We start from the raw sequence: 15794 nt of genomic DNA on the forward strand, positions 1-15794 counted from the left end.
TGAGAGATCAAACGAGGAGAGTCGGCGATGTCCGATCTGGAAAGCTTCCGCACCGAAACCCGTGAATGGCTGGAGGCCAATTGCCCGCCGGAAATGCGTGAGCCGGTGCGTGACGAAGAAGGCGTCTATTGGGGTGGGCGCAACGCGACCTTTAAGAACGACGCGCAGAAAGCTTGGTTCGAGGCCTGCCGCGACAAGGGCTACACCGTTCCGGCATGGCCGAAGGAATATGGCGGCGCCGGCCTTGATCCCGCACAGGCGAAGGTGCTGCGCGAGGAAATGGGCCGCATCAACGCGCGCCCGCCATTGAGCTCGTTCGGTATCTGGATGCTCGGCCCGGCGCTGCTGCATTTCGGCACGGAGGAGCAGAAGAAGCACTTCCTCGGCCAGATCGCCCGCGGCGAAATCCGTTGGTGTCAGGGCTATTCCGAACCGGGATCGGGCAGCGACCTCGTCTCCCTTCAGACCTTTGGCGAGGACAAGGGCGATCACTGGTTGGTCAACGGCCAGAAGGTCTGGACTTCCTATGCGGATGAATGCGACTGGATTTTCTGCCTTGTTCGCACCGACAAGGAGAACAAGTACCAGGGCATCACCTTCATGCTGTTCGACATGGAGACCGAAGGCTGCTCGACCAAGCCGATCAAGCTCATCAGCGGTAGCTCGCCGTTCTGCGAAACTTTCTTCGACGATGTGAAGGTGCCCAAGAGCTACGGCGAAGGCATCCCTGCCTATGTGGGCGAGATCAATCGCGGCTGGGACGTCGCGAAATATCTTCTCGGCCATGAGCGTGAGATGATTTCGGGCGCGGGCGGCGGCGACCGCACCAGTGCGATCGGCGCGGCGATGAAGCGCCACGCGGCGAAAGCCGGCGACGAACTCGACCCGGTCCTACGCGCGGAACTCGCAATGTTCGATGTCGATGCGCTGGCTTATGGCGCGATGGGCGAGAAGTTCCTCGACGAGATCAAGGTCGGCAAGGCGCATCCGGCGCAGCCCAACATGATGAAATATGTCGGGACCGAACTGAACAAGCGTCGCCACGAATTGATGATGTCGGCTGGCGGCAGCCGCGCTCTCGAATGGGAAAGCGAAGAAACCAGCGGCGGCAAACCGTCGCGCAACTGGCTGCGGACCAAGGCGAACTCGATCGAAGGCGGCACATCGGAAGTCATGCTGAATGTGATTTCGAAGCGCATCCTCGATCTGCCGGGATCGTAACAGCCATTCTCCCCTCCCACTCGCGGGAGGGGCCGGGGGTGGGCATACGACGTAGCACCTACCCACCCCGCTGCGACTAGCGAGCAAACTCGCAAGTCTCACTGCCCCTCCCGCAAGCGAGAGGGGAAAATCGGAGAGAGATTTTCAATGCCCCTTTATCACGACGACGATCAGGCGATGCTCGCCGACACTGCCAGCGGCTTCATGGCCGAAGAAGGCAACATCCAGAAACAACTTCGCCATTGGCGCGACCGCGATTGCCCTGACGGGTTCGGCCACGCCTTGTGGAAGCAGATGGCCGAGATGGGCTTCACCGGAATGCTCGTCGCCGAGGACGATGGCGGGCTGGGCATGGGCCATGTCGAGGCGGGCATCGTGCTCGAGGAGATCGGACGCAATCTCACTCCGTCGCCGTTCCTGACATCGTCCGTGCTTACGGCGACCGCGCTGAAGCACGGTTCGGACGACATCAAGGGGCGTTACCTGCCCGGTCTGATCGAAGGCGAAAGCGTGTTCGCAGTCGCCATCGACGAAACGGCCAAACACCGTCCCAGCCGCATCGCAACCAAGGCGGAAAAATCCGGCAATGGCTTCAAGCTGACGGGGTCCAAGAGCTTCGTGGTGCAGGGCGCGAGCGCGGACATGATCGTGGTCGCCGCGCGCACCAGCGGATCGGACGAGGATGAAGACGGGATCACCCTGTTCGCTGTCCCGAAAGATGCGGCCAACATGACGCAGGACGCGGTCCGTCTCGTCGACAGCTCGGTCGCCTCGCACATCAAGTTTGACGGGGTCGAGCTCGATGGCGATGCGGTGATCGGCGACGTCGATGGCGGACGCGATATCCTGAATGCGGTGTTGACTGCCGGCCGTGTCGGCGCCGCCGCAGAGGGTGTAGGTGTTGCAAGCGGGGCGATGGACATGACCGTCGATTACCTAAAGCAGCGCAAGCAATTCGGCAGGTTGATCGGCGAATTCCAGGCGCTTCAGCACCGCGCCAGCCACCTCTATTCCGAAGTGGAAATCGCCCGCGCTGTCGTCATCAAGACCCAGCAATTGCTCGATGCAGGAGCCGAGAGCGCCGAGCTGATGAGCTCCGTTGCCAAGGCCAAGGTCGCCAAGGCAGCGGGTCTTGCGGTCAAGGAAGGCGTGCAGATGCATGGCGGCATCGGCATGACCGACGAATACGACATCGGCCTTTATGTGAAGCGCGACCGCGCTTTGCAGGAATTCCTGGGCGATGCGTATTTCCACGCCAACCGGGTTGCCGAACTGAGCGGGTACTGATCCATGGATATTCAATCACTCTTCGGCCTCGATGGCCGCATCGCTCTGGTTACTGGCGGCAGCCGCGGCATCGGCAAGATGTTCGTCGAAGGCCTGCTCGCTGCAGGCTGCGCGCGCGTCTATATCTCCGCTCGCAAGGTCGAGCAGATGGAGGAGACCATCAAGGAGTTCGGCGCGGACAAGGTGATCGGCATTCCCTCCGACCTGTCGCAGATGGACGGCATCCAGACGCTCGCGGATGAAATGGCGAAGCGTGAGGACAAGCTCGATATCCTGATCAACAATGCAGGCGCCGCGTGGGGGCAGCCTTATCTCGAATTCAACGAGGCTGGTTGGCACCGGACGATGGATCTCAACGTCAAGACGCCGTTTTTCCTAACGCAGAAGCTGCACGATCTCCTAGTCGCGGGCGGCAAAGGCGATCATCCGGCGAAGGTGATTCACGTGTCGTCGATCGACGGGCAAAAGATCAATCCTTGGGAAACCTACGCCTACCAGGCATCCAAGGCAGGCGTGATTCAGCTGACGCGGCGGATGGCCGCGCGGCTTATCCAGGACAACATCATCGTGACATCGATCGCGCCCGGTGCCTTTGCCAGCGAGATGAACAAAGCCGCGAAGAACGCGCCCGATGCCAGTGCGTCGATGATCCCGGCCAAGCGGATCGGAACGAAGGAAGACATGGCCGCCGCCGCTATCTACCTGTGCAGCCGTGCTGGTGATTACGTGGTCGGCGACACCGTGACGGTCGATGGCGGCGTGGTGAACGCTTTCCTGCCTAACATCTTTAACGATCCCGCCGGATAAGGTAGCAGCGCGAATGTAACCTTGGCGAGCGGCTCGCCGAACCTCCTGTTGGAACGCGTTTTTCCAAGGAGGTTCTGCATGCTTGCTCGCTCACCCCGCCGATTGTCTTTTGGCGTTCTCGCCGCTGGTGCCGCGATATCGCTCCCGCTGGCGCTCGCAGCACAGGATGACGGCGCGCCGCCACCCGATGCAGATCAGCAGGAGGCTGCGCCCGAGAGCGGTGAACTCGCTCCTGAGGCAAAGGCTGCACTCGACCGAATGAGCGAGGTGATCGCAGCGCTCGACGGCGATGCGCAGCGCACCGGCAACAACTGGCAGTTCAAGGTCGAGGAGCGGATGATCGTCGTGGTGACGGATACCGATGCCGACCGTATGCGGATCATTACACCGATCGCCGCTGCCAGCGAGCTTCCGGAGGGCGCGATGGAGCGCCTGATGCAGGCCAATTTCGACACCGCGCTGGATGCGCGCTACGCGATTGGGCAGGGTCTGGTTTGGGGTGCCTTCGTCCATCCGCTCGACAGCCTGACCACGCGCGATTTCGCCAGCGGCATCCTCCAGACGAAATCGCTTGCCGATACCTTCGGCACGACTTTTTCAAGCGGCGTTCTCAATTACGGTGGCGGCGATAGCGGGGCGATCATCGAGCGGCAGCTGAACGATCTGTTGGAAGAGCTGGACGAACGTCAACGCCGCGACGCGATCTGACCATCCGCTGTCGCATACCGTGTGCTGAGTACCAGGGTCGCTAAACCTTAACCCATCAACTCCCGCACGAAGGGTATCAGCCCGGTCTGCCGCGTGCGGCGCATCCGTTCTGCATCGAGCACTTCGCGCACCCGGTCGAAGCATTCATCGACATTGTCGTTGATCACAACGTAATCGTATTCCGCCCAATGGCTGATTTCCGCCCGGGCGCGTTCCATGCGGCCGTCGATCACATCGTCGCTGTCCTGCGCGCGCGCTTCTAGGCGACGGCGCAGTTCCGGCAGGCTCGGCGGGAGAATGAACACGCTGACCACGTCCTGCTGGTCTTTCTGATAGAGCTGCTGCGTTCCCTGCCAGTCGATATCGAACAGGTAATCCTGCCCCGCTTTCAGCCCTTCGCGGATGTGCCCCTTCGGGGTTCCGTAACGATATCCGAACACCTCGGCCCATTCGTAAAAGTCGTCTTCCTCGACCATCGCATCGAACTTGGCGTCGCTGACGAAGTGGTAGTGCACGCCGTCGGTCTCGCCCGGGCGAGGCGGGCGGGTGGTGGCGGAGACGGAGAGCTTGATGTCGGGATCGGCGGCCAGCAACATGCGCGACAGGGTGGTCTTGCCCGCGCCCGATGGCGAGGACAGAATGAACAGCAGTCCGCGGCGATGCAGCTTATCGATGGTTTTGAATTCGGCCATGGGTTCCCCAAAGAACACCCCGATGCCGCAAAGCGCGCCGGGAAATCAAGGGGCGAGGGGAACTGCCCGCCGGTTATGTCCCGCGATGCCTTTACTTGCCCGATCGCTTGGACAGTCGCTTCGTCTGCCGTTTCCGCATGAGCTGGCGTGACTTTCCGCGGTCGTAGAGCGTTTTGACGACGAGGCCGCTTGCGACAATCCCAAGTCCCACCGGGGAGCGTGTCGCCAACTTGCTCGCGCCGTAGAGAGCAAGCGATGTCAGCATAGTGCGGCCATCCAGAAGAGACTCCGCTTTTGCCTCGTCGCGATAGCTCGCCTTGGCGACTTTCTTTTCGATATTCTTGCGGAAAAGCGTGCTCGCACCGCGCACCACGATATCGGTGATGAGCAGGTTGGTCGCCGGGTTGGGGCTCGGGATGAGAAGCGATGTGCGCGTCTCTTCCTCGACGTCAGCCTTTGCCAAGGTGCGGGTAAAGCGGTCTGGGCGTGGTTTCTTCATATCAGACCATCAACGCACGAAGATCAAAGCGTTTCCGCAAGCGCGCGGCTTACTTCTTTTTCCCGAAGTCCACGGTCACGACATTGGAGCCATCGTCATCGCCGCCATTGTCCGGATCCATACCGTCCTCGGGCTCGTCATTCTCCGCGCTTTCGTGCGCTTCTGGAGACATGCCTTCCGCCGTCGCCTGGAACTGGAGGCCGAAATCCACTGCCGGATCGACGAATGCCGTGATCGCCGCGAAGGGCACCTGCAGCTTGGCCGGGATCTGGTTGAACGAAAGGCCGACCGAAAATCCGTCATCGCGGACGTCGAGGTCCCAGAACTTGTTCTGGAGTACAATGGTCATCTCGTCCGGAAACCGTTCGCGCAGATGCGGCGGGATGGACACGCCGGCGGCGCCGGTCTTGAACGTGATGTAGAAGTGGTGATTGCCCGGAAGCTCGCTCCCGCCCTGCTCGATCTGGCCGAGCACGCGTCCGACGACGGCGCGCAGCGCCTCCTGTACGATCTCATCGTACGGGATCAGGCTATCGGGCGTTTCTTCGCTCATGCACAAGAGTGGTGACGAGGGTCGCGGCGATGGTCAAGCCTTTCCGGGACATGAATAAATAATTCGCCGCATTGCTTCCGCTTTCGCACTCCGCCGCCGCTTGCGCTGCGCGCTGACCGGCGTATAGCGCCGGGTCATGGCCAATACCGCTGAAAACACCCACCGCACGGGCACGATCGAGCGCAAGACCGCTGAAACCGGAATCGCGATCACAGTCGATCTCGATGGCACCGGCACATACGACGTATCGACCGGGATCGGATTTCTCGATCACATGGTCGAACAGTTTTCGAAGCATTCGCTGATCGACATTGCGATGAAGGTCGAGGGCGACCTGCATGTTGATCAGCACCACACGACCGAAGATTCGGCGATTGCGCTGGGTCAGGCGATTGCAGAGGCGCTCGGCGACAAGGCCGGTATCGGGCGATATGGCAGCGCGTATTCGCCGATGGATGAAACGCTTTCGCGCGTCGCGCTCGACATTTCCGGGCGGCCATACGTCGTCTGGAAAGCGGGCTTCACGCAGGAAAAACTGGGCGAATGGGACACCGAGCTGATCGAGCACTGGTTTCATTCGGTCGCGCAGACAGCCGGGATCACTCTGCATATCGAGCTGATCTACGGCACCAACAACCACCACATTTGCGAGAGCATCTACAAAGGCTTCGCCCGCGCGATGCGGATCGCGGTCGAGCGCGACCCACGCAAAGGCGGCGCGATCCCGAGCACCAAGGGGCAGCTCGGTGGTTAGGACCCCTCGCTTGCGCACGCCCCTACGGTCGCTGTGCGGCTGGAGGGTAGACGGGTGACCAACCGCGTCGCGCTCATCGATTACGGCGCAGGCAACCTCCATTCGGTTCATAATGCACTGAAGGCTGTGGGCGCGGACGTCACGATCACGGCCGACGCGGGTTTCGTGCGCAGGGCTGACCGGATTGTTTTGCCGGGTGTCGGCGCGTTCAAGGCTTGCGCTGACGGACTGCGCGCCGTTTCCGGCATGGTCGAAGTGCTGGAAGAGCGCGTTCGGCTGGGCGGCGCACCCTTTCTCGGCATTTGCGTCGGCATGCAATTGCTCGCGACCCGAGGTCTGGAACATGGCACGCATGAAGGATTGGACTGGATTTCGGGCGAGGTCCGGCTGATCGAGCCGCACGATCCCGCGATCAAAGTCCCGCATATGGGCTGGAACGATGTCGCAATGATGCCGCATGCGCGCGGCCACGCGGTGATCGAAGAGGGTGAGGCTTACTTCCTCCACTCCTACCACTTCGCGGTGGACGATCCGCATCACATCGCCGCGCTCACCGATCACGGAGAGGGTCTTGTCGCCGCGGTCAGCCGGGGCAATATCGCGGGCGTGCAATTTCATCCCGAGAAGAGCCAGGCGTATGGTCTCGCGACGTTGGAGAGGTTTTTGACATGGAAGCCGTGATGTATTCGCGGCTCGCTATCGCTCGCGTGCTGGGCAGGCCCGGCATCAAGGGACGCGCGGATGCGCGTCACGCACGCGAAAAGGAAACGCAATGATCGTATTTCCCGCCATCGACCTCAAAGGCGGCGAAGTCGTGCGGCTCGCCGAGGGCGATATGGACCGCGCCACCATCTATGGCGATGATCCAGCAGCGCAGGCGATGATCTTCGCCGAGGCGGGGGCAGAGCACCTGCATGTCGTCGATCTCGACGGCAGCTTTGCAGGTCGAACCGAGAACCGCGAGGCTGTCGAAGCCATAGTCGAGACATTCCCCGGTTACGTGCAACTGGGCGGAGGAATTCGCGATGCCGCCGCGGTCGAGGGGTGGTTCAACCTTGGCGTTGCGCGCGTGGTGATGGGCTCGGCAGCGCTCAAGAACCCCGAATTCGTGCGTGAAATGGCGAGGGAATGGGAAGGCGGCATCGTCGTCGCGGTGGACGCAAAGGACGGACATGTAGCTACCGAGGGCTGGGCGGAAGTATCGGACGTACCTGTCGTCGATCTCGCCCGCCGGTTCGAAGATGCTGGCGTCGCGGCCTTGCTCTTCACCGATATCGGCCGCGACGGACTGCTAAAGGGCGTAAACATCGATGCGACGGTCGAGCTTGCCCAGCGCGTCGATATCCCCGTGATCGCGAGCGGCGGGGTAAAGGGGCTGGACGACATTCACGTCTTGTCACTCAACGCGCATGAAGGGATCGAAGGCGTGATCACTGGACGGGCGCTTTACGAAGGCAGGCTTGATCTGGCAGCGGCGATCCAGATGGGAGCGCGGGCTTGAACCATGCGGCAGATGGGTTGCATGTTCCTCGGCCTTACATTTCTCGCGGGCATCACCGTCGGCACGATCGAATATGCGATGATCAATGTCGTGGTGTTTCTCCTGCTCGCGCTGGCGGTGGCCAAGTTCCTGGAGCCGCGCTTCGGCACGAACGGGATGGTGTACGGCATGGCTGGCGCGTTTTTCGCGAGCTTCCTCTGGCCGTATTTGATTATCGGTTTCAAGACGGGGGACGACTGCGTGGGCGATGAATGCCTTGCGGGAGTATTCACTACGCCTAGCGCTCAGCAGGCCGAACAGGAAAGCGCTTCGCAATGACCGTCCGTATCCGCGTAATCCCTTGCCTCGACGTTGCCGATGGGCGCGTGGTGAAGGGGGTCAATTTCGTCGACTTGAAAGATGCAGGCGATCCGGTTGAACAGGCGCGCGCCTATGACGAGGCGGGGGCGGACGAATTATGCTTCCTCGATATCTCGGCAACGCATGAAGGGCGCGGGACGCTGCTCGATATCGTCAGGCGAACGGCGGAGGTCTGCTTTATACCGGTGACGGTCGGTGGGGGCGTCGCCTCGGTCGAGGATGCGCGGGCGCTGCTGCTTGCCGGTGCGGACAAGGTCGCGGTCAACAGCGCGGCTGTGAAGCGGCCCGAGGTAGTGCGCGAGATCGCAGAGAAATTCGGCAGCCAGTGCATCGTCGCCAGCGTCGATGCACGGCGGGTCGTCCCCACGGTCGGCGCCCCCGGGCCCAAGTGGGAAATCTTCACCCATGGCGGGCGCAAGCCAACCGGTATCGACGCGATCGGACACGCGAAGAAGATGGCGGAGCTGGGCGCAGGCGAATTGCTGGTCACCAGCATGGACGGCGACGGGACCAAGGCAGGCTACGACTTGGAACTCACCCGCACGATCGCCGATGCGGTCAGCATCCCGGTGATCGCCAGCGGCGGCGTCGGCACGCTCGACCACCTCGTCGACGGCGTGCGCGAAGGCCATGCGAGCGCCGTTCTTGCCGCATCGATTTTCCATTTCGGCGAGCACTCGATCAGCGACGCGCACAAGGCGCTGCGCGATGCTGGCCTGCCGGCACGTGGGATCTAAACGGGACATGACGCTTGCCCGCGCGCGGGGTTTGCGAGAGAAGCGCGACCATGAACACGCTTGAACGCCTCGAACAGACCATCGCCGCCCGGCGCGCTGCATCGCCGGAGACCAGCTATGTCGCAAAGCTCAACGCGAAGGGCTTGCCGAAAATCGCCCAGAAACTGGGTGAGGAAGCGACCGAGGCGGTGATCGCGGCCGTCTCCGGAAGCAATGAGGAACTGGTCGGGGAAAGCGCCGACCTCCTGTTCCACCTGCTCGTGCTGCTCGATGCGAAGGGCGTATCGCTCGATCACGTGCTGGGCGAGCTGGAGCGGCGCGAGGGGCTTTCAGGCCTTGAAGAGAAGGCCAGCAGGAAGGAATAAGATGCCGATCGATCCGACATTGCCGTATGACGACGAGAACATCTTCGCGAAAATCCTGCGCGGAGAGATCCCGTCCAATACAGTATACGAAGACGATTGGGCCTACGCCTTCGAAGACATCAATCCGCAGGCGGGAATCCACACCTTGGTCATTCCGAAGGGGCGCTATGTCAGCTGGGACGACTTCTCCGCCAAGGCGTCGGACGAGGAAATCGGCGGTTTCGTGCGCGCTGTCGGCGAAGTCGCGCGGCGCAAGGGGCTGGTCGAACCAGGCTACCGGATGATGGCGAATATCGGCGCGCATGGCGGACAGGAAGTGCCGCATCTGCACGTCCACATCTTCGGCGGTCAGCCGCTGGGGCCGATGATCTGGCGAAAGTGAATTTCGTCGTATGCGGGACTCGTTTCACCACCATTCATGTGGCTAATCGCAAACGCCGCTTTGCAGCGATTCTCCGCTGCGCTAGGTGGCTTCACAATGGTTGAACCGAATTTCCCCGGCGGCGTGATCGACGGCACACGTCATCTCTATGCCGTTCGCGTCTATTACGAAGACACAGACCTTTCCGGTATCACCTATCACGCCAATTACCTGCGCTGGTTCGAGCGCGCGCGGTCGGACCTGTTGCGGTTGCTGGGCATCGATCAGCGCGATGCAATCGAGACCGGCGATGGCGCGTATGCGATTACCGAGATTACCGTCAAATACATGCAACCGGCGAAGCTGGACGACGATGTCGTCATAACCACCGCCAGCACCGAAATCGCCGCGGCGAGCGTGCGCATGGAGCAGGTCGCCCGGCGCGGGGCCGAGATACTCGCCACGGCGCAGGTGCGCGCAGCGTTTCTCACACCAGAGGGGCGCCCGCGGCGCCAGCCCGCGCCCTGGCGCGCGGCGTTTCAGTCATTCATGGATGAAGAGGCTTAATGACCATCTCGCTCAACCTTCTCGCTGCGGTTCCTTCGGCCCGGCTCGACCCGCTCGAACTGTTTCTCGATGCCGACATCGTCGTGCAGGCGGTGATGGCCGGTTTGATCCTCGCGAGTATCTGGGTCTGGACGATCATCGTCGCGTTCAGCATGCGGATCGGCAAGCTCGAAGGGCGATCCAGCGATTATCAGGCCGATTTCTGGGATACCCGCGATCGTGAGGCAACGCTGACGAAGCAACAGCGCCGCGATGTGCCCGCCGCCCGGGTTGCCGCTGCGGGCCTCGATGAATGGAAGAAATCGACTTCCAATGCCGCGATCGACAGGGGCGCGGCGCGCGACCGGATCGGTGCTGCTATGGAAAGCCAGGTGGCCGAGGAAGCGGATGAACTCGCGACCAGGCTTACCTTCCTCGCGACCACCGGATCGGTCGCACCGTTCGTCGGTCTGTTCGGCACGGTCTGGGGCATCATGAACAGCTTTTTCCAGATCGGCGCGCAGGAAAGCTCTTCGCTCGCAGTCGTCGCCCCGGGTATTTCGGAGGCGCTCTTCGCAACCGCGATCGGCCTGTTTGCCGCCATTCCAGCGGTGATTGCGTACAACCGCTTTTCCAACCGCGTGAACCGCTACGAGGCGAAGCTTCAGCGCTTTGCCGACAAGGTGCATGCCGGGCTCAGCCGGGAGCTCGACAAAGCATGATGATTTGCGCATTCGCATCCGCGAACGCGATTTCCTCGCTCATGCGACCTGAAGGTCGCGTCGCTGCGGGCGCGCGGTCGCGCTTGCGGCTGCTCGCACAGCCGGGAGATGCAGCATGGCCATGAATCTCTCCTCCTCGCGCTCGGGTCGCCGTTCGCGCCGCGCGCCGATGGCGGAAATCAACGTGACGCCGTTCGTCGACGTGATGCTCGTTCTGCTCATCATCTTCATGGTCACCGCGCCGCTGCTGGCTGTCGGCGTCCCGATCGAATTGCCCGATAGCCGCGCCAACCCGGTCGACCAGACACCCGAACAGATCACGATTTCGGTCGATGGCGACGGGATCATCTACATCGAAGACGAAGCGGTGCCGGTCGGCGGCTTTCCCGATGCGCTCGCTCAGATCGATCGCGGCGCCGACGGGCAGCAACCCATCATCGTGTTCCGCGGCGATCGGGCGGTCGATTACGGGCGGACCATGGCTGTTCTGGGGGAGCTGAACCGGGCGGGATTCAACTCGATCTCGCTGGTCACCAGCGGTTCAGGCACGGAGCCATAGCCAAGGGGCGAGTATGGGAGAGACTGCTCTTTTGCGAAGCGAAGACCGGGTTGCGATACCCGTCGCCATCGCGCTGCATATCGGCGTGGTGGCGCTGCTCGTCCTGCAGCCGGTGCGCGATGACGGCGCCATCCTTCCCGAGCGCATGACCGTCAGCCTCGCGAGCGATATCGGGCTCGAAGCGACCGCACCCGATCCCGTGGCGGAAAGCCGTGCGGCAATCGCCCCAACACTGGACCAGCAACTGGGCGCGGAGCCTGAAACAGACCCGGCCGAAGCGGCTACGGAAACCCCGCCGCCATCACCGCCGGCGACCACCCGCACGACCAGCGCGCCTGCCAATCCCACGCCCGACCGCTCCCGGACGAACCGCAATCAGGACACCGCCCGCACTACAACCAGCGGTGGTGGGAGCAGGATCGGCAGCGATTTCCTGCCGGGCAGCGGCAGCTCGACATCGACCGACGAAGCCCGCATCCCTGCATCGGAAATCGGCCCGAGCGCCAAGGCTTCGATCATTCAGGCCATCGTGCGGGAAATCCGTCCGCACTGGAACGCGCCCAATGGTGTGGATGCCGAACTGCTGGTGACCGAGCTTGCCTTCGATCTCAATGAAGATGGATCGCTAAAAGGCCGTCCACGCGTACTGCGCCAGAGCGGCGAAAACGCTGCCAATCGCGCCCAGAAGTCACTTCATGCCGAGCGCGCAATCCGCGCCGTGCAACTCGCCGCACCCTTCGACCTGCCTGACGAATATTACAATGCGTGGAAGTCGATCCGCGGCGCCCGCTTCGATAGGAACCTGTCACGATGAAAACGACCTTTTTTGCCCTGTCCCTGTTTGCTGCCGCCTGTTCCAGCGCGGCCTTTGCGCAAAGCGAGGATCTGGGAGAACCGCTGGGTGAGGGCGGCACCGTCGAAACGACCGGTGTCGAGGCATCCGGTGAACAGGCGGAAGAGGGTGGGCTGACCTTTACCGTCACCGATGAAAGCGACTGGGCAGATATTGGTGTAGCAATTCCTGCTTTCGCGACCGACCGCGATCAGCCGACCCCGGCGAATGCGAGCGGCACCGAAGCACTCGGGCGCGAAGTGGCGCGCGTCATCACCGCGAACCTGCGCAATAACGGCCTGTTCAAGCCAGTCGGACCCGACAGCCTGCCGCAGCCGAGCTTCGGCCAGATCACCGCGCCAAGCTGGGGCAGCTGGAGCGGGCGCGGGGCGGAAATGCTTGTGCACGGCTATGTCCGCGCGCGCGATGATAATCGCCTCGTCGTTGGGTGCTATCTGTACGACGTCGCGCTTCAGGATGAGCTTGTGCGCGAAGGTTGGGTCGTCCCTCCAGCAGACTGGCGGCGCGCCGCGCACAAATGCTCCGACCTCATCTACGCCCGGCTGACCGGCGAAAACCCGTTCTTCGACAGCCGCATCGCGTACATCGCGGAGACAGGACCGAAGGACAAGCGGGTGAAGCGCCTCGCGGTTATGGATAGCGACGGTGCGAACCACCGCTTCCTAACCTTGGGCAGCGCAACCGCGCTCACCCCGCGCTACTCACCGGATTATTCCAAGATCATGTACCTGTCCTATGTCGACGGGAATCCGCGCATCTATGTCTACGATATCGGCAGCGGTCAGCAGCAGCTGGTGACGGAGAATAGCAACCCGACGCTCGCCCCCCGTTGGTCACCCGATGGCAGGCACATCCTCTTTTCGATGGCTGTAGCAGGCAACACCGATATCTACCGTGTGCCCGTCACAGGCGGGCAGGTGACACGCCTGACCGATACGCCCGGGATCGACATCGGCGGCTCGTATTCGCCCGACGGATCGCGGATCGTATTCGAAAGCGATCGTTCGGGCTCGCAGCAATGCTATGTCATGAATGCGGACGGATCGAACCAGCGCCGCATCACCTTCTTCGGCGGACGCTGCGCGACGCCGGAATGGAGCCCGCGCGGCGATCAGATCGCGTTCACTCGCATTGCCGGTGACTTCAATGTTTCGGTTATGAGCCCGAACGGGCGTAACCTTCGTGTCCTTACGAACGGATGGCAGGATGAGGCCCCGACCTGGGCGCCCAATGGCCGGATCATCCAGTTCTTCCGCACAGAGCGGAACACGGGACGCTCTGGCCTGTGGCAAGTCGACTTGACAGGCCGGAACGAACGCAGGCTCCCTACGCCTGTCGATGCCTCGGACCCCGCCTGGGGACCGATCCGGCCCTGAATGCGTTGAATTGTTACCTCCTGAAGGGGAACTCAGCCCCGTACTGAAAGGATGACGCTAATGAACTCAATCCCCCAAACCCCGCTCCGCACCGCGATTCTGGTCGCCGCATCCGCCACGACGCTCGCCGCGTGCTCCAAAGAGCCGCCAGAGGAGCTCCCGCCGCCGCCCGCTCCGGTCGAGGCGCCAGCGGAAACGACCGCTCAGCCGAGTGGACCGGTCGTCGGAAGTCAGCAGCACTTCGAAAACGCTGTCGGTTCATCCACGACGATCTATTTCGATACCGACCGTTTCAACATCGACAGCTCGGATGCCGCCGCCCTGCAGGAGCAGGCGCAGTATTTCGCGCAGTTCCCGCAGCTGACCTTCACGATCGAAGGGCACGCCGATGAACGCGGCACGCGCGAATACAACCTGGCACTGGGTGAGCGCCGCGCAAATGCGGCGAAGAATTACCTGGTCAGCCTGGGTGTGGGAACAGACCGCATCCGCACTATCAGCTATGGCAAGGAGCGCCCTGTGGCGCTTGCCTCAAATGAAGCGGCATGGGCGCAGAACCGCCGCGCCGCCAGCGTCATCATAAACTGACGCGCTGAGGCTCTTCGATTACCCTTGCAGGCCGGGCGAAAGCTCGGCCTGTACTGTGTAGGGCTGGCTGATCGAGAGCGGAGCATCGCCGGCATTTGCGAACTGACCATTGGCCGCAGCAAGACACAGGCTCGCAAGCGCGAGCACGCTGAATAGGCTGGAAAGGGCGACTTGCTGGCTCATCATTCTCTCTTTGTCGGCAGCCTATAGGTGCCTTCTCGTAAACGAACTGTTGCAATGCAACATTTCATCTCGCAACTGGTTCCCCTCCATGCGTTGCCTTTGCTTTCCGCACCACATGACCTAGATTGACCGCGTGATACTTTCGACCAACTGCATTCCCCCCATCCTTGTCCCACGGTGCATTCGATGAGCGCCGCGCGTCGATCCAACGATTGGGGTTTCCCGCGCTGGCGCTCCTACGACAGCTCTCGCGAAGCGGTGGCTCAGCGTGAATGCGACCGTCACGGCTGCGCGGAGCCGGGGCTGTGTCCAGCGCCAAAGTCGCCCAACAGCCCCGACCGGTGGTATTTCTGTCAGAAGCACGCGGCCGAATACAATAAGGGCTGGGATTACTTCGAAGGGCTCGACAAGGAGCAGAAGGCCGAGCGCGCCAAGGCCGAGCGGCAGGAAAGCTCAGGCTATGCCGAGGCTTCGCATTACGGCTGGACCGGCTCTGGCGATGGCAGCAGGAGCGCCGACGAGATGATGGCGCTGGAGGTGCTGGGGCTGGAGGCCGATGCCGATTACCCCGCGATCAAGAAAGCCTACCGCGCCAAGGCGAAAGAGGTTCACCCCGACGTGAAACCGGGCGACGAGGAAGCTGCCAAGCAGTTCCAGGCGATCCAGGTGTCCTACGAAGTGCTGCGGCAAGCCGAAGAACGGCGCGAGTGGCGGGGTTAGTTTTCCAAGCGATTGCTATGGCGATATAGGTGCGCTGAGATGTAAACCAGCCCGCCAGCGATCGCGACATTCTTGAAGAAAAGCGATAGCTCAAGCTGTCCCATCAGCCCATCCAGCTCCCAGAAACGGTGAAAAAAAGCGTTCGTAGCCAATGTGAAAACGGCGAGCACAGCAGCAGATATCCAGGCACGTCGGTGGGCCAACGCAATGGACAACCCGCCCAGACCTTCGAGGGCAATTACCATCGGCAGCAGAACCGCAGCAGGCTCAAGCCCGACCTCGGCCATTCCTATGGTCGTCGCGTCGAAGTTCATGATCTTGTTGACCGCGGCTAGGACGAAAAATGCCGCCAATGCAACCCGTCCTATGTGAAGGAGTATTCCGCTCAAAGTCATGGCATGC

23 protein-coding genes are annotated in these 15794 nt (G+C 62.0%); 18 read left to right on the forward strand and 5 right to left on the reverse strand.

The features are described from left to right. Positions 1-27 precede the first annotated feature (27 nt). The 4 genes from IB285_RS01460 to IB285_RS01475 all read left to right on the forward strand — a co-directional run bounded on the left by IB285_RS01460 (position 28) and on the right by IB285_RS01475 (position 4023). The gene (locus IB285_RS01460; RefSeq protein WP_190786498.1) at positions 28-1221 is read left to right on the forward strand and encodes an acyl-CoA dehydrogenase family protein; all 1194 of its coding nucleotides are present in this window, start codon (positions 28-30) and stop codon (positions 1219-1221) included. 147 nt (positions 1222-1368) lie between these two features. Beyond that, entirely contained in the window at positions 1369-2508 is a 1140-nt protein-coding gene (locus IB285_RS01465; RefSeq protein WP_190786499.1) for an acyl-CoA dehydrogenase family protein, read from the forward strand. Positions 2509-2511: 3 nt separating this feature from the next. After that, positions 2512-3315, forward strand: a complete 804-nt coding sequence (locus IB285_RS01470; protein ID WP_190786500.1) for an SDR family oxidoreductase — start codon at positions 2512-2514, stop codon at positions 3313-3315. 78 nt (positions 3316-3393) lie between these two features. Then, entirely contained in the window at positions 3394-4023 is a 630-nt protein-coding gene (locus tag IB285_RS01475) for a hypothetical protein (protein WP_190786501.1), read from the forward strand. Between the two features lie 47 nt (positions 4024-4070). Here the strand turns inward: IB285_RS01475 and gmk are convergent, their stop codons facing one another. The 3 genes from gmk to IB285_RS01490 form a co-directional block, all read right to left on the reverse strand. Continuing rightward, on the reverse strand, positions 4071-4715 hold the full coding sequence (gmk, locus tag IB285_RS01480) for a guanylate kinase (RefSeq protein ID WP_190786502.1): 645 nt from the start codon (positions 4713-4715) through the stop codon (positions 4071-4073). A 91-nt stretch (positions 4716-4806) separates the two neighbouring features. After that, positions 4807-5214, reverse strand: coding sequence for a hypothetical protein (locus IB285_RS01485; protein WP_190786503.1), 408 nt, complete (start codon positions 5212-5214; stop codon positions 4807-4809). Between the two features lie 49 nt (positions 5215-5263). Further along, positions 5264-5767, reverse strand: a complete 504-nt coding sequence (locus IB285_RS01490) for an SspB family protein (RefSeq protein ID WP_190786504.1) — start codon at positions 5765-5767, stop codon at positions 5264-5266. Positions 5768-5903: 136 nt separating this feature from the next. Here IB285_RS01490 and hisB point away from each other — a divergent pair, with 136 nt between their 5' ends. The 13 genes from hisB to pal all read left to right on the forward strand — a co-directional run bounded on the left by hisB (position 5904) and on the right by pal (position 14489). Next, positions 5904-6521: an imidazoleglycerol-phosphate dehydratase HisB gene (gene hisB / locus IB285_RS01495; protein ID WP_190786505.1), complete on the forward strand. Its 618-nt coding sequence runs from the start codon at positions 5904-5906 to the stop codon at positions 6519-6521. A gap of 54 nt (positions 6522-6575) precedes the next feature. After that, positions 6576-7202, forward strand: a complete 627-nt coding sequence (gene hisH, locus IB285_RS01500; RefSeq protein ID WP_190786506.1) for an imidazole glycerol phosphate synthase subunit HisH — start codon at positions 6576-6578, stop codon at positions 7200-7202. A 91-nt stretch (positions 7203-7293) separates the two neighbouring features. Then, the gene (gene hisA / locus IB285_RS01505) at positions 7294-8022 is read left to right on the forward strand and encodes a 1-(5-phosphoribosyl)-5-[(5-phosphoribosylamino)methylideneamino]imidazole-4-carboxamide isomerase (RefSeq protein ID WP_190786507.1); all 729 of its coding nucleotides are present in this window, start codon (positions 7294-7296) and stop codon (positions 8020-8022) included. Positions 8023-8025: 3 nt separating this feature from the next. After that, the gene (locus IB285_RS01510) at positions 8026-8340 is read left to right on the forward strand and encodes a hypothetical protein (RefSeq protein WP_190786508.1); all 315 of its coding nucleotides are present in this window, start codon (positions 8026-8028) and stop codon (positions 8338-8340) included. Then, a complete protein-coding gene (gene hisF / locus IB285_RS01515; protein ID WP_190786509.1) occupies positions 8337-9119 on the forward strand; it encodes an imidazole glycerol phosphate synthase subunit HisF in 783 nt (260 codons plus the stop codon). The genes IB285_RS01510 and hisF overlap by 4 nt, the downstream gene beginning before the upstream one ends. A gap of 50 nt (positions 9120-9169) precedes the next feature. Beyond that, positions 9170-9484, forward strand: coding sequence for a phosphoribosyl-ATP diphosphatase (locus IB285_RS01520; protein ID WP_190786510.1), 315 nt, complete (start codon positions 9170-9172; stop codon positions 9482-9484). Between the two features lies 1 nt (position 9485). After that, on the forward strand, positions 9486-9866 hold the full coding sequence (locus tag IB285_RS01525) for a histidine triad nucleotide-binding protein (protein WP_190786511.1): 381 nt from the start codon (positions 9486-9488) through the stop codon (positions 9864-9866). A gap of 96 nt (positions 9867-9962) precedes the next feature. Further along, a complete protein-coding gene (locus IB285_RS01530; protein ID WP_190786512.1) occupies positions 9963-10412 on the forward strand; it encodes a YbgC/FadM family acyl-CoA thioesterase in 450 nt (149 codons plus the stop codon). Further along, complete coding sequence (gene tolQ / locus IB285_RS01535) at positions 10412-11113, forward strand: protein TolQ (RefSeq protein WP_190786513.1); 702 nt, start codon at positions 10412-10414, stop codon at positions 11111-11113. Before IB285_RS01530 ends, tolQ begins: the two co-directional genes overlap by 1 nt. A gap of 115 nt (positions 11114-11228) precedes the next feature. Further along, a complete protein-coding gene (locus IB285_RS01540) occupies positions 11229-11672 on the forward strand; it encodes an ExbD/TolR family protein (protein WP_190786514.1) in 444 nt (147 codons plus the stop codon). 13 nt (positions 11673-11685) lie between these two features. After that, entirely contained in the window at positions 11686-12486 is an 801-nt protein-coding gene (locus IB285_RS01545; RefSeq protein WP_190786515.1) for an energy transducer TonB, read from the forward strand. Next, entirely contained in the window at positions 12483-13901 is a 1419-nt protein-coding gene (gene tolB, locus IB285_RS01550; RefSeq protein ID WP_190786516.1) for a Tol-Pal system beta propeller repeat protein TolB, read from the forward strand. The genes IB285_RS01545 and tolB overlap by 4 nt, the downstream gene beginning before the upstream one ends. Before the next feature lie 60 nt (positions 13902-13961). Beyond that, the gene (pal, locus tag IB285_RS01555) at positions 13962-14489 is read left to right on the forward strand and encodes a peptidoglycan-associated lipoprotein Pal (RefSeq protein ID WP_190786517.1); all 528 of its coding nucleotides are present in this window, start codon (positions 13962-13964) and stop codon (positions 14487-14489) included. A gap of 18 nt (positions 14490-14507) precedes the next feature. Here pal and IB285_RS01560 read toward each other — a convergent pair whose 3' ends face one another. Further along, positions 14508-14672 (reverse strand): hypothetical protein, encoded by a 165-nt coding sequence (locus IB285_RS01560; protein ID WP_190786518.1) that lies wholly within the window; start codon positions 14670-14672, stop codon positions 14508-14510. A 186-nt stretch (positions 14673-14858) separates the two neighbouring features. Between IB285_RS01560 and IB285_RS01565 the strand changes: the two genes are divergently transcribed. Beyond that, positions 14859-15392, forward strand: a complete 534-nt coding sequence (locus IB285_RS01565; RefSeq protein ID WP_190786519.1) for a J domain-containing protein — start codon at positions 14859-14861, stop codon at positions 15390-15392. On the opposite strand, the gene IB285_RS01570 is transcribed toward IB285_RS01565, so the two are convergent. After that, on the reverse strand, positions 15389-15787 hold the full coding sequence (locus IB285_RS01570) for a DoxX family protein (protein ID WP_268888659.1): 399 nt from the start codon (positions 15785-15787) through the stop codon (positions 15389-15391). The genes IB285_RS01565 and IB285_RS01570 overlap by 4 nt on opposite strands. Positions 15788-15794: the final 7 nt, after the last annotated feature.

It is taken from the genome of Erythrobacter rubeus, assembly GCF_014705715.1.
Lineage (GTDB): Bacteria > Pseudomonadota > Alphaproteobacteria > Sphingomonadales > Sphingomonadaceae > Erythrobacter > Erythrobacter rubeus.

Bases quoted from the DNA above. Each gene is read 5' to 3' on its own strand.
- IB285_RS01570 (WP_268888659.1), bottom strand. From the start codon at position 15,787: ATGACTTTGAGCGGAATACTCCTTCACATAGGACGGGTTGCATTGGCG.
- tolB (WP_190786516.1), top strand. From the start codon at position 12,483: ATGAAAACGACCTTTTTTGCCCTGTCCCTGTTTGCTGCCGCCTGTTCC.
- IB285_RS01545 (WP_190786515.1), top strand. From the start codon at position 11,686: ATGGGAGAGACTGCTCTTTTGCGAAGCGAAGACCGGGTTGCGATACCC.
- IB285_RS01460 (WP_190786498.1), top strand. From the start codon at position 28: ATGTCCGATCTGGAAAGCTTCCGCACCGAAACCCGTGAATGGCTGGAG.
- gmk (WP_190786502.1), bottom strand. From the start codon at position 4,715: ATGGCCGAATTCAAAACCATCGATAAGCTGCATCGCCGCGGACTGCTG.
- IB285_RS01520 (WP_190786510.1), top strand. From the start codon at position 9,170: ATGAACACGCTTGAACGCCTCGAACAGACCATCGCCGCCCGGCGCGCT.
- IB285_RS01540 (WP_190786514.1), top strand. From the start codon at position 11,229: ATGGCCATGAATCTCTCCTCCTCGCGCTCGGGTCGCCGTTCGCGCCGC.
- IB285_RS01465 (WP_190786499.1), top strand. From the start codon at position 1,369: ATGCCCCTTTATCACGACGACGATCAGGCGATGCTCGCCGACACTGCC.
- hisB (WP_190786505.1), top strand. From the start codon at position 5,904: ATGGCCAATACCGCTGAAAACACCCACCGCACGGGCACGATCGAGCGC.
- IB285_RS01565 (WP_190786519.1), top strand. From the start codon at position 14,859: ATGAGCGCCGCGCGTCGATCCAACGATTGGGGTTTCCCGCGCTGGCGC.
- IB285_RS01490 (WP_190786504.1), bottom strand. From the start codon at position 5,767: ATGAGCGAAGAAACGCCCGATAGCCTGATCCCGTACGATGAGATCGTA.
- hisF (WP_190786509.1), top strand. From the start codon at position 8,337: ATGACCGTCCGTATCCGCGTAATCCCTTGCCTCGACGTTGCCGATGGG.
- IB285_RS01470 (WP_190786500.1), top strand. From the start codon at position 2,512: ATGGATATTCAATCACTCTTCGGCCTCGATGGCCGCATCGCTCTGGTT.
- IB285_RS01485 (WP_190786503.1), bottom strand. From the start codon at position 5,214: ATGAAGAAACCACGCCCAGACCGCTTTACCCGCACCTTGGCAAAGGCT.
- tolQ (WP_190786513.1), top strand. From the start codon at position 10,412: ATGACCATCTCGCTCAACCTTCTCGCTGCGGTTCCTTCGGCCCGGCTC.
- IB285_RS01475 (WP_190786501.1), top strand. From the start codon at position 3,394: ATGCTTGCTCGCTCACCCCGCCGATTGTCTTTTGGCGTTCTCGCCGCT.
- IB285_RS01530 (WP_190786512.1), top strand. From the start codon at position 9,963: ATGGTTGAACCGAATTTCCCCGGCGGCGTGATCGACGGCACACGTCAT.
- IB285_RS01510 (WP_190786508.1), top strand. From the start codon at position 8,026: ATGCGGCAGATGGGTTGCATGTTCCTCGGCCTTACATTTCTCGCGGGC.
- pal (WP_190786517.1), top strand. From the start codon at position 13,962: ATGAACTCAATCCCCCAAACCCCGCTCCGCACCGCGATTCTGGTCGCC.
- IB285_RS01560 (WP_190786518.1), bottom strand. From the start codon at position 14,672: ATGAGCCAGCAAGTCGCCCTTTCCAGCCTATTCAGCGTGCTCGCGCTT.
- hisA (WP_190786507.1), top strand. From the start codon at position 7,294: ATGATCGTATTTCCCGCCATCGACCTCAAAGGCGGCGAAGTCGTGCGG.
- IB285_RS01525 (WP_190786511.1), top strand. From the start codon at position 9,486: ATGCCGATCGATCCGACATTGCCGTATGACGACGAGAACATCTTCGCG.